The organism is Bradyrhizobium cytisi (assembly GCF_008123515.1).
GTDB lineage: Bacteria > Pseudomonadota > Alphaproteobacteria > Rhizobiales > Xanthobacteraceae > Bradyrhizobium > Bradyrhizobium cytisi.
Genome location: NZ_VSSR01000072.1, coordinates 1 through 11,394 on the forward strand (window position 1 = coordinate 1; position 11,394 = coordinate 11,394).

General features: G+C 63.4%; 11 protein-coding genes. 6 read left to right on the forward strand and 5 right to left on the reverse strand.

Annotation, left to right across the window (positions count from 1 at the left end; genetic code table 11):
* The first annotated feature begins 398 nt into the window (after window positions 1–398).
* Window positions 399–1,469 carry a hypothetical protein gene (locus FXB38_RS35225; RefSeq protein ID WP_246230372.1) on the forward strand — a complete coding sequence of 357 codons (1,071 nt, stop codon included), beginning with the start codon at window positions 399–401 and terminating at the stop codon, window positions 1,467–1,469.
* Window positions 1,470–1,666: 197 nt separating this feature from the next.
* Here FXB38_RS35225 and FXB38_RS35230 read toward each other — a convergent pair whose 3' ends face one another.
* From FXB38_RS35230 to hemE, 3 genes are all read right to left on the reverse strand, one after another.
* On the reverse strand, window positions 1,667–2,659 hold the full coding sequence (locus FXB38_RS35230; RefSeq protein WP_148755548.1) for an ABC transporter substrate-binding protein: 993 nt from the start codon (window positions 2,657–2,659) through the stop codon (window positions 1,667–1,669).
* 42 nt (window positions 2,660–2,701) lie between these two features.
* A complete protein-coding gene (locus FXB38_RS35235) occupies window positions 2,702–3,211 on the reverse strand; it encodes a DUF2867 domain-containing protein (protein ID WP_148755549.1) in 510 nt (169 codons plus the stop codon).
* A gap of 187 nt (window positions 3,212–3,398) precedes the next feature.
* A complete protein-coding gene (gene hemE, locus FXB38_RS35240; protein ID WP_148755550.1) occupies window positions 3,399–4,433 on the reverse strand; it encodes a uroporphyrinogen decarboxylase in 1,035 nt (344 codons plus the stop codon).
* A gap of 111 nt (window positions 4,434–4,544) precedes the next feature.
* Here hemE and FXB38_RS35245 point away from each other — a divergent pair, with 111 nt between their 5' ends.
* Both FXB38_RS35245 and FXB38_RS35250 read left to right on the forward strand, forming a co-directional pair.
* Entirely contained in the window at window positions 4,545–4,760 is a 216-nt protein-coding gene (locus FXB38_RS35245; RefSeq protein ID WP_148755551.1) for a hypothetical protein, read from the forward strand.
* A gap of 165 nt (window positions 4,761–4,925) precedes the next feature.
* Window positions 4,926–6,827: a diguanylate cyclase gene (locus FXB38_RS35250; RefSeq protein ID WP_148755552.1), complete on the forward strand. Its 1,902-nt coding sequence runs from the start codon at window positions 4,926–4,928 to the stop codon at window positions 6,825–6,827.
* Window positions 6,828–6,833: 6 nt separating this feature from the next.
* Here the strand turns inward: FXB38_RS35250 and FXB38_RS35255 are convergent, their stop codons facing one another.
* Both FXB38_RS35255 and trhO read right to left on the reverse strand, forming a co-directional pair.
* Window positions 6,834–7,052 carry a SlyX family protein gene (locus FXB38_RS35255; RefSeq protein ID WP_148755553.1) on the reverse strand — a complete coding sequence of 73 codons (219 nt, stop codon included), beginning with the start codon at window positions 7,050–7,052 and terminating at the stop codon, window positions 6,834–6,836.
* Complete coding sequence (trhO, locus tag FXB38_RS35260; RefSeq protein ID WP_148755554.1) at window positions 7,042–7,809, reverse strand: oxygen-dependent tRNA uridine(34) hydroxylase TrhO; 768 nt, start codon at window positions 7,807–7,809, stop codon at window positions 7,042–7,044. Before trhO ends, FXB38_RS35255 begins: the two co-directional genes overlap by 11 nt.
* Window positions 7,810–8,004: 195 nt before the next feature.
* Between trhO and ggt the strand changes: the two genes are divergently transcribed.
* From ggt to FXB38_RS35275, 3 genes are all read left to right on the forward strand, one after another.
* On the forward strand, window positions 8,005–9,591 hold the full coding sequence (ggt, locus tag FXB38_RS35265; RefSeq protein WP_148755555.1) for a gamma-glutamyltransferase: 1,587 nt from the start codon (window positions 8,005–8,007) through the stop codon (window positions 9,589–9,591).
* A gap of 166 nt (window positions 9,592–9,757) precedes the next feature.
* A complete protein-coding gene (locus tag FXB38_RS35270; protein ID WP_148755556.1) occupies window positions 9,758–10,372 on the forward strand; it encodes a (2Fe-2S)-binding protein in 615 nt (204 codons plus the stop codon).
* 4 nt (window positions 10,373–10,376) lie between these two features.
* Window positions 10,377–11,393, forward strand: coding sequence for an FAD binding domain-containing protein (locus FXB38_RS35275; RefSeq protein WP_148755557.1), 1,017 nt, complete (start codon window positions 10,377–10,379; stop codon window positions 11,391–11,393).
* The last annotated feature ends 1 nt before the right edge of the window (window position 11,394 follow it).

Consider the following 11,394-nt stretch of genomic DNA (forward strand, 5'->3'; position numbering starts at 1 on the left):
GATCTTCAGTGCACTTAATTTTTGATCGAATTGAATGCGCTGTCGGTTTGCACCGGAGTCCGGACATGTCGCTGCGGTGAGCCGACCGACGCGATGGGTCAAAAGGGGCGGTTCGGCAGCTCGGCTGCAGACTTCCGTCTGCCCTTGTCGGCCGAAATGCAGCGGCACCGCGTCAAAGGAGGCGATGGGCCACTTCCAGACATCGCCGATGGGTATATAGGATCATCGTCCACCGCGGAGAACAGCAAGTGGCCCGAATAGAAACCTTCGTATGGATCGTAACGACTTTCATAGTCATTATGGCCGCCACTCCACCACGGGCTTTGGCAACACCAGAAGCGTCTGCATGCGGGTACCTCGCTGGTCTGATCGATAAGGCACCGCCAGGGCCGTTGTTCTTGCCCAGCTATCCGACCGTGGAATCGGGGCCTCTCCATGGCGCCGCATACCTTTATGACAATGCGGTGGCCGCCATCGCATTAGTCGGTTGCGGTGAGCGGGACAAAGCACGTCGGATCGGCGCGGCGATTCTCTGGGCCATCGATAACGACCGGACCTGGCATGATGGACGGCTCCGGAACGCTTACGCCGCGGGTGCGGTGGCGAGTGGCTCCGCAAAACTTCCGGGTTGGTGGGACAATACTCAGAACAAGTGGTTAGAAGATCGATATCAGGTGGGCAGCGATAATGGCAACGTTGCATGGGCAATGTTGGCTTTGCTGTCGATTGACGATGTGAGCGCCAGCTCTGGGTTCCGCGATGGTGCGGCACGGCTTGGCACCTGGGTCGCGCAATGGGCCGACACGCGCGGTACTGGCGGTTTCACGGGCGGTACTTTTGGGCACGAACCGACGCCCGACGTACGGACGTGGAAATCGACTGAACACAATACTGACCTCGCCGCCGCGTTTGGCCTTCTTGCAACCCGCACAGGCGATTCGCGCTGGCGTGATATGGCAACAGCTGCTGAGCACTTCGTAGATACGATGTGGGATCCGGCGTGCGCCTGTTTCGCCGCAGGCACCGCCGAAGACGGCGTCACGCGCAATCCGATTTTGGCGCTGGATGCTCAAGTCTGGCCCTTATTGGCGCTCCCCGGAGCGGCGAAGAAATTTGCATCGGCAATGACTACCGTCGAACGGCGAATGAGTGTCGACAAGGGCTTTTCTTACGGTGAAGACCGAGATGGTGTGTGGACCGAAGGGACGGGCCAAATGGCTCTCTTGCTGGAATTGCTCGGTAGGACTGGGGAAGCAAAATCGTTGGTCGCTGTAATCGAATCCCAGAGGTCGCCGGATGGCGGGTTCTATGCCACAAGTGTCCGAGGGCTACCGACCGGGTTCATGTTAGATACCGATCCGGCCAAGCCACGACTCTATTTCCGATTGCCACATCTTGGCGCAGCTTCGTGGGCTGCTCTTGCAGAACGGGGGTTCAATCCCTTTACGGCGACAAAAAGACTTCCGTAGTTAAAGGCCGCAGTGGCGCCCGTCTCAGCCCTTCAGTTTCATCCAGGCTAAGTGCTTTTTCGATTTCGATAAGTCCGAATTGGGTCAATAGCGTCGATTTGCCCGTCGGCCCGTGACTTCCGGTTTGCACCGGAGTCCGGACATGTCGTTGCGGTGAGCCGACCGACGCTCCGGGTCCACAGCGGAAGGGAGCGTGCTCACCCAATCACCTCGTCGGCAGTCGCCAAGAGGGAAGGCGGAACGGTGAGGCCGAGCGTCTTGGCGGTGTTCAGGTTAATCGCCAGTTTGAAGCGCGTGGGCTGTTCGACCGGGATATCAGCAGGCTTTGTGCCTCTCAGTATCTTGTCGACGTCGGCGGCGGCGCGGCGGAAAAAATCGGGGAAATCCTGCCCATAGGACAGCAGAAGACCGTGAGGGACCATCTCCGCGATAAACGACAACGCTGGGAGCCTGTGTGCCAGGGCCGATGAGCCAATACGGGCGCGCTCATTGAACAGCATCGATCCGGCTCCCAAGATCACCCCGTCGGCGCGGTCTTGAGCAATCTTGGAAAACGCGGGCTCAATGTCATTCGGCGTCGATACCTCGGCCGGCCACAACGAAATTCCCAGCGCCTCGGCGGCAGCCTGATTCGCCTTGACCGCGCGTTGCGTGAACGGATCTGTCGCATCGACCAGAAGTGCTACACGCGACAGGTTGGGAACCGCTTCCTTCAATAACGCCAAACGTTTCCCGCTCAGGTCAATTGCCATGAGTGATAGACCTGTGGCGTTGCCACCGGGCCGCGCAAGACTCTCGACAAGGCCGCTACCTACCGGGTCGGACACAATGACAAATACGATCGGAATAGTGCTGGTCGTCCGTTTCGCCTCCTTTGCACCCAAGGCTGTCACCGCGACAATCGCGTCGACTTTGTCCTCGACTAGCTCGCGTGCGAACATCTGAAACCGTTCTGGCTCCTCGGCGGGAAATCGATGGAAGAACCCGATGTTCCTGCCTTCGACATAGCCGAGATCGCTAAACGCCTTTGTTAGAACGTCTAAATAGATCTTCTCTTGATCCGCATTGCCGGCGTGCCAGAGGACACCAACCTTCGCAATCTTTGCGCGTATTGCATTTTGCTGCGCACGTACCATCAAAGGCCAGGCTGCCCCTGCTGTGGCAATCGCAATGAACTTCCGCCGTTCCATATCAGACTCCGAGGTGCCGCAGTCGCGACCACCAAAGCATGCTCAAATCTTCATTGCTCTTGCCGCCTGCTCTAAACTGGCCGGCACAATCACGCGATGAAACGGTGCTATCGTGCTGAGATAGATACGCCCAAGTCGGTTATGGCAATGCACGACGGTACCCGCGACCAGCTCGCGCCCATTTGCTGCATCGGCGCGAAGTTGGATGCTGACGCGGAAGTCGAGATGCCAGTCATCCGCGCCCAGCACCAACTCCGTCGCGCTCTTTGACAGCACCGGGAAGAAGCCGATAACCGGCCCACGCGCCGCTGCGGCAACACCGACGGCGCGCGACGATTTGACGGCGACGGTCGCCATCACCACATCGCGGACACGCGTGAGCGCACGAATCCACCACGCCTGTCGCTCGAGCGCGGCGCGTGCCAGCACCTCTACCTCATTGCTGGCCCCCGCCGGCAGTTGAATTGCAAACGCATCCAAAAGGTCCGCGCCAGCGTAGAGCGGCGCGAGCACGCTGTTGCTGGGCATGGGCACGGCGCGTGCTTTGGTCATGCGATCAGGTACCGGATGCGGGGGAGGTCGGCGGGATGATGCCATCGTGCGCCTGTTTTGCCCGACGTGTCAAACCTCGCGACCGCAGGGCCCGTGATTGCGCCAGGCAAGATTCCTCAATGATTTGTACTGTGCATGGGGTTGTTTTAAGGGTTTTGGTCTCCGCCCCCTGAGCGGGCGAATTTTTTTAGCCCCGCACGCGCCTGAGCATCTGCTCGACATGGGTGATCGGCGTCTCCGGCTGGATGCCGTGGCCGAGATTGAAGATGAAGCGGCCTTGCGCAAAATTCGCCAGCACGTTGTCGACCGCGCGGTCGAGTGCCGCGCCCCCCGTGATCAGCGCCAGCGGATCGAGGTTGCCCTGCACGGCGACGCGGCTCTGCACCCGCTCGCGGATGAAGGCGGGCTCGGCAGTCCAGTCGATGCTGACGGCGTTGACGCCGGTCGCCTCGACATAGCCGGGCAATTGCGCGCCGGCGCCGCGAGGGAAGCCGATGATCTTGGCATCCGGCACTTTTGCACGCACGCCTTCGACGATGCGACGCGTCGGCTCGACCGACCAGCGTGCGAACTCGGCGGGCGGCAGCACGCCGGCCCAGGTGTCGAAAATCTGCAAGGCGTTGGCGCCGGCTTCGAGCTGCGCGAGCAAATATTCGATCGAGCTCTCGACCAGCACGTCGATGATTTTCGAAAACGCATCCGGGTGCCGGTAGGCCATCATCCGCGCCGGCGCCTGGTCCGGCGTGCCGTGGCCCGCGACCATATAGGTCGCAACCGTCCACGGCGCACCGCAGAAGCCGATCAGTGCGATCTTGGGGTCGAGCGCGCCGCGCACCAGCTTGAGTGCCTCGAACACCGGCTTGAGCTTGCCGAAGTCGGCCTGCGCGGCGAGCGTTCCGACCTTCGCCGGATCATCCAGCGGCTCGAGCCGCGGGCCTTCGCCGACCTCGAAGCGCACCGAGCGGCCGAGCGCGTACGGGATCACCAGTATATCGGAGAAGATGATCGCCGCATCGAAGCCGAACCGGCGGATCGGTTGCAGCGTGACCTCGGCAGCCAGTTCCGGATTGAAGCAGAGATCGAGGAAGCCGCCGGCCTTGGCGCGCACCTCGCGGTACTCCGGCAAATAGCGGCCGGCCTGCCGCATCATCCACATGGGCGGGACGGCTTGCCGCTGGCCGGAGAGCACGTCGATGAAGGGCTTTGTCGCAGACTGGGGCACGAACGTTCCTGACGCAGAGTTGAGGTTCCTGATACACCGGGCGCGGCCCGAGCGGAACAGGGGAACCAGCGCAATTGCGCCGCGTTGACCGGGCAATGGAGGAGGAATCCCATGGCTCAGAGATTCAATCCCGCGCCACACGACAAGCACGCCGACAACCTTCACGAGGCGCTCGCGGCCGACCGCCACGCCAAGCTCGATACCGGGTTGGAAGATACCTTCCCCGCCTCCGATCCCGTAAGCGCCACGCAGCCGACGCCGTCGAAGGCCGACGCGGAGGCCGACCATCCCTCGCTCTGGAACAAGGTCAAGTCGATCTTCAGCTAGGGCCGCCGGTTTCCGATAGGCTTGATAAGACCTTGTTAGCGATCTGCGGAAGCCCCGGTCCGTAGGAGTACGGAAAAACCCGTAGATGAATGCGAATCCCGGCAAGCGCTTCAGGGTTCAATAAGAGAAGCGGCAGAGTTTCCGTCTATTGGAGATTACTGCCGCATGAACGTCATCTCACAGAGAGCCGGATGGAGCCGCCTGCCGCTGCGCGCGGCGGCTTTTGTCGCGCTCACCTGCGTGGCGATCCTCGGCGTCAGCGGCTGGCGTGAATGGGTCGCGCGGGACGCGGTGCTCAAGGGCGCCGAAACCGAGATGGCGAACGTCGCCCGCTCGCTTACGCAGCATGCCGAGGACAGCCTTGATTTGCTGGATTCCGGCGTCGTCGGCGTCGTCAGCCGGCTGGAGATGGATGGCGCCGATCCCGCCACGATCGCGAAGCTGCGCAACCTGCTGGAGGCGCGCAAGAAGGCGATGGAGCGCGTCCACAGCCTCGCCATCATCGACGACCAGGGCAACTGGCTGACCTCGCCCGGCACGATCGCCTCGACGCTGAGCGACGACACGTTCTTCCGTCACCACCAGCTCTCGCCCAAGCGCGAGGCCTATGTCGGCCGTCCCGTGAAGAGCCTCGTCGACGGCGAATGGGTCGTCACCCTGTCGCGCCGCTTCAACAAGCCCGACGGCAGCTTTGGCGGCGTGGTGCTCGCGGCCATCGGCTCCAAGTACCTGTCGCATTTCTACGAGCAGTTCGAGATCGGCCGCAACAGCTCCGTGACGCTGATGTACGGCGGCGGCATGATCATCGCGCGCAACCCGAACAACGAGAAGTTCGTCGGTCGCAGCGTCGCCGACACGGCGCTGTTCCGCGACGCCAGCCTGCAACAGCCGAGCGGCGCCCATCATTTCAAGTCGCCGCTGGACGGCGCCGAGCGCGTCAGCTTCTTCAAGCGCAGCGCCCGCTATCCGCTCGTGCTGCTCGCAACCGTCGACAAGGACGAGCTGCTCGCGCCGTGGCGGGCAGCCGCGATCTCCCGCATGCTCTACGTGGTCGCGCTGGTGATGCTGATCGCGGTGATCGGCGCGGTGCTGGTGCGGCAGCTGCAGCGCGGCCAGCGCATGGCCGCGGCCCTGATCGAGAAGGAGGCGCATTTCCGCCTGCTCGCGGAAGGCTCCAGCGACATGGTCACCCGCATCGGGCTCGACGAACGGCTGCGCTACGTCTCGCCGTCATCCAACCGCGTCGTCGGCTGGCGCCCCAATCAGCTCATGGGCACAGACGCGCTTGCTGGAATCCATCCGGAGGATCGGCCGCATGTGCAGGCCATCGTCGATGCCATGAAGCGCGGCGAAACGGACGAAGCGCGGCTCACCTACCGCAACGTGCACCGGCAGAAGACCGAGGTCTGGCTGGAATCGACCATGCGCGTCACGCGCAAGGACAACGGCAATGTCGACGGCGTCGTCGCGATCTCGCGCGACATCACCGAGCAGAAGAAGCTGGAGACCCGGCTCGAGACGCTCGCGATCGAGGACAGCCTCACCGGGCTTGCCAACCGCCGCCGTTTCGACGAGCGGCTCAAGGAGGAATGGGCGCGGGCCTATCGCGATCGCTCCAGCCTTGGCTTGCTGATGATCGACGTCGATCACTTCAAGTCCTACAACGATGAATATGGCCATCCCGCCGGCGACGCTTGCTTGCGCGTGGTCGCAAAGATCATCGCGGCCGAGATGCAGCGGGTCGGCGATCTCGCGGCCCGTTACGGCGGCGAGGAATTCGCCATGCTGCTGCCGAACACCGATGCCGCCGGCTGTGCCCGGATCGGCGAGCGGATCCGCAGCGCCGTCCACGATGCGGGCCTGATTCATGCTTCCAATCCGACCGCGCCATGCGTCACCGTCTCGGTCGGTGGTGCGGCCTGCCGGCCGGCCTTGGAGCGCACCGCGGGCACGGGATCGCTGGTGGAGGCCGCCGACCGTGCGCTCTACGCCGCCAAGGACGCAGGCCGCGATCGCCTGATGATGTCAGGCGAGGTGATGAATATGCTGAAGGCGTCTGGTCAGTAAAAGGGCTCAATAATGCGGCGGAGGCTCGTTGGCGGGGCCCGGCGCATTCGACTCGGCCTCCTGCAGCCGTTCGTTGAGCTGCGCGAGCTGTCGCGTCAGCACGTCGATCTGCTTCCACTGCGCGGTGATGGTCTGGTTCAGCGTCTCGATCGTGTCGTCCTGATAGGCCAGGCGCGTCTCCAGCGCGTCGATGCGCTCGGCGAGCGTCTTGATGTCATTCGTCACGTGCGTGCCCCAATTCTTGCTCGCGCAGGCCCCGTTCGCGCAATCCGTGACCAAGCGCCATGCGCTCGTCGAACACAAAACATTCGCCGCGCCAGCGGCTCTGCGCCTCCGGCACCTCTTCCAGATATTTCAGAATACCGCCTTTGAGGTGATAGACCTCTGCAAAGCCGCGCGCCAGCAGATGCGCGCTCGCCTTCTCGCAGCGGATGCCGCCGGTGCAGAACATCGCGATACGCCGGTGCTTTGACGGATCGAGCTTCTCGGCGGCGAAATCCTTGAACTGGCCAAAGCTCGTGATGTCAGGATCGACCGCGCCCTCGAACGTGCCCATCGCTACCTCGAAGGCGTTGCGGGTGTCGAGCACCAGCGTGTCGGGCGAAGAAATCAGCGCGTTCCATTCGGCGGCCTCGACATAGGTGCCGACCTGCCGGGTCGGGTCGGCGGCTGGATCGCCAAGCGTGACGATCTCCTTCTTCAGCCGCACCTTGAGCCGGCCGAACGGCATCGCTTTCGCGGTCGAGCATTTCAGTTCGAGATTGTCTAGCCGGCCGCCGAACATCGCCCCGTGCCCGAGCTCGTGCGCGAAGGCGTCGATCGCCGCAGGTGAGCCTGCGATCGTGCCGTTGATGCCCTCCTGGGCCAGCAGCACGCTGCCCCTCAGGGACAGGCCGGCACAGAGTGCGCGCAGCGGCTCGCGCAGCTCGCGGTAATCCGGCAGGGCAGCGAATTGGTAGAAGGCGCAGACCTTGTAAATCATGCGCCCGTTTAGCAGGCGGCCGGCGCCCAGAAAACCCGCAACCGATAGCTCTATTCCCAGCGAATGGCAGCCATTTCCCTGGTATGCCAGCATTGCCCGGGCGGGCTGGAATGTGTCATGTAGGCCCGGTTTTCCCGAGATCGCGGCGCACGCGCCCAGAGACTTAGCCCACACGCCCAAGAGAGCAAGAATTCGATGAGAAACTTCCATTTCCCCGGCAGGTCCACGGTCCACGCCACCAACGCGATGGTGGCGACCTCGCATCCGCAGGCATCTCTTGCCGCGATCGAGGTGCTGCGCGAGGGCGGCACGGCGGTGGACGCGGCGGTGGCGGGTTCTGCCCTGCTCGGAGTGATCGAGCCACAATCGACCGGCATCGGCGGCGATTGCTTTGCGCTGATCCAGCCGCGCGGCGAAGGCAAGATCATCGCCTATAACGGCTCCGGCCGGGCGCCGAAGGCGGCCAACGCCGACTGGTATATCGAGCGCAAGATCAAATCCGTGCCGCTGACCTCGGCCCATGCGGTTTCGATCCCCGGCGTGATCGACGCCTTCGACACCGTGCTGCGCGACCACGGCAAGTTCGGTTTCGACCGCCTGCTGCAGCCCGCGATCAAGGCGGCCGAGGAAGGCTATGTCGTTGCCCCCCGCATCGCGTTCGACTGGAAGAACCAGTTCGAGAAGCTGAAGGGCGGCACCAACACCGTTCGTTACCTGTTGCCTGGCGGCAAGCCGCCGGTGGCCGGCGACATCATCCGCCAGGCCGAACTCGGCAAGACGCTACGCGCAATCGCCAAGGACGGTCGCGATGCCTTCTACAAGGGCGAGATCGCTGAGGACATGGTCGAGACCTTACGCGGCATCGGTGGCCTGCACACGCTCGACGATTTCGCCGCGCACACGACCGAGACGACGACGCCGATCGGCACGATGTACAAGGGCTACGACGTCTGGCAGTGCCCGCCGAACGGGCCCGGCGTCACCGCGCTGCTGATGCTGAACATCCTGTCGCGCTTCGACTTGACCAAATACGCGCCGCTCAGCGTGGAACGCTTCCATCTCGAGGCGGAAGCCGCCCGCATCGCCTACATGAATCGCGAGATGCACGTCGCCTCTCCCGAGCACATGAAGATCAACGTCGCCGAGATGCTCGAAAAGGGCTTTGCCGACGAGTACATCAGCAAGATCCGCCTGGACGGAATGCTCGACCTGCCGAACGTCGCGCCGCCGATGAATCCCTCGACCATCTACATCACGGTCGTGGACAAGGATCGCAACGTCTGCTCGTTCATCAACTCGATCGCACATTCCTTCGGCTCGGCGATCGTCTCGAACAAGACCGGCGTGCTGTTCCAGAACCGCGCCGGCGGCTTCCGCATTCAGCCGGGCCATCCCAACTGCATCGAAGGCAGCAAGCGCCCGCTGCATACGATCATGCCGGGCCTGCTTACCAAGGGCGGCCGTTCCACGATGTCGTTCGCAGTGATGGGCGGCCAGTATCAGCCGACCGGCCATACCCATCTCTTGACCAACATCCTCGACTACGGGTGCGACGTGCAGGAGGCGATCGACATGCCGCGCGGCCTGCATTACGAGGGCCAGTATCAGCTTGAGGACAGCGTGCCGTCTGACATCGTCGAGGGCCTCAAGAAGCTCGGCCACAAGACCACGAATGTGGTGGGCCCGCTCGGCGGCGCCCAGGCGATCTGGATCGACTGGGACAAGGGCACGCTCACCGGCGGTTCCGATCCGCGCAAGGACGGCTGCGCGTTGGGCTATTGAGCCTTCGCGAGGTTCCGCACAAGATCAGGAAAAGTTGACGAAGGGGCGGCGCGACGCAGGCTGCGCCGCCCTTTCTTATTCGGAACTGAGCTCGTTACTCCAAGTTATGGGGCGATGAGCGGTGCAGGCGTGCGCTGCCTTGTTTTCGAAGCGGCGGAGGCCGTCCATGTCCGATACTTCAAGTTCCCGACCATCAGGATTCCACCGGCGCGCTTTCATCGCCGGCGCCGCAGGCAGCGCGCTTGTTCCGCTGACGGCGCGCGCGGCCGTGCAGGATGCGCAAGCGCCCGTGGCGCAGGATCCGGCGCTTCCCGTCGATGTCACGCTGCGGGTGAATGGCCAGGACAAGCGCCTCAACCTCGACGCCCGCACCACGGTGCTGGATGCGCTGCGCGAGCATCTCAAGCTCACCGGCAGCAAAAAAGGCTGCGATCACGGCCAGTGCGGCGCCTGCACAGTGCTGATCGGCGATCGGCGCGTGGTGTCGTGCCTGACGCTTGCGCTCGCGGCCGAAGGGCAAGAGATCACGACCATCGAAGGACTCGCGACCAACGACCGCCTGCATCCGATGCAGCAGGCCTTCGTCGACAACGATGCCTTTCAGTGCGGCTATTGCACGCCCGGCCAGATCATGTCCGCGATTGCATGCGTGAAGGAGGGGCATGCCGGCTCCGACGCCGACATCCGCGAATACATGAGCGGCAACATCTGCCGCTGCGCCGCCTATCCCAACATTGTTGCCGCCGTGAAGCAGGCCGCGACCGAAATCATGAAAGGCTAGGCGCATGCGATCGTTTTCATATCAGAGGGCGACAGACCCCGGCATGGCCGTGCAGGCGCTCAGCGCCGACGCGGCAGCCAACAATCCGCTAACGCAGGCCACAGCACAGCCACTCGCCGGCGGCACCACGCTGATCGATTTGATGAAGCTCGACGTGATGCGGCCCGCCGCGATCGTCGACATCAATCCGCTCGCGCAGGGCTGGTCGGCGATCGAGCCTGGGAGCGGGAACCTGTGGCTCGGTGCGCTCGCAAAAATGTCCGACGTCGCCGCGCATGAGGACATCCAGCGCAACTATCCAGTCATTGCAGATTCCCTGAAGCTCGCCGCCAGCGCGCAGCTGCGCAATATGGCGACGCTCGGCGGCAACGTGTTGCAGCGGACGCGTTGCAGCTATTTCCGCGACGTTTCCTACGAGAATTGCAACAAGCGCAATCCCGGCTCCGGTTGTGCCGCAATGGATGGCGTCAATCGCATGCATGCCGTGCTTGGCACCTCCGAGCAGTGCATTGCGACCTATCCCGGCGATTTCGCCCAGGCGCTGATCGCACTGGACGCCACGGTCGAGGTCACCGGCAGGTCCGGGACCCGCAGCATGCCTTTTGCGGAATTGCATAAGCCCCCCGGCAACACGCCCGAGATCGAGACCTCGCTCCAACCGGGCGAGCTGATTTCCGCCTTCGTCATTCCCGGCCGCTGGCCGCGCTCCGTCTACCTGAAGGCGCGTGACCGGCAATCCTATGAATTCGCGCTGTCCTCCGCCGCCGTCGCGCTCGATGTACAGGACGGCACGATCAGGGATGCGCGCATCGCGTTGGGTGGTGTCGCCACGGTACCTTGGCGCGCGCGAGAGACGGAGGCGCTGCTCAAGGGCCGGAAGTTCGATGACGGTCTGGCGCAGCGCGCTGCGGACGCCGCATTCGCCGACGCCAAGGGGCGTCGGCACAACAGCTTCAAGATCGCGCTCGGCAAGCGCGTGGTGGCGCACGCGCTCCAGCAGGCCGTAACGATGGAGATCTGAC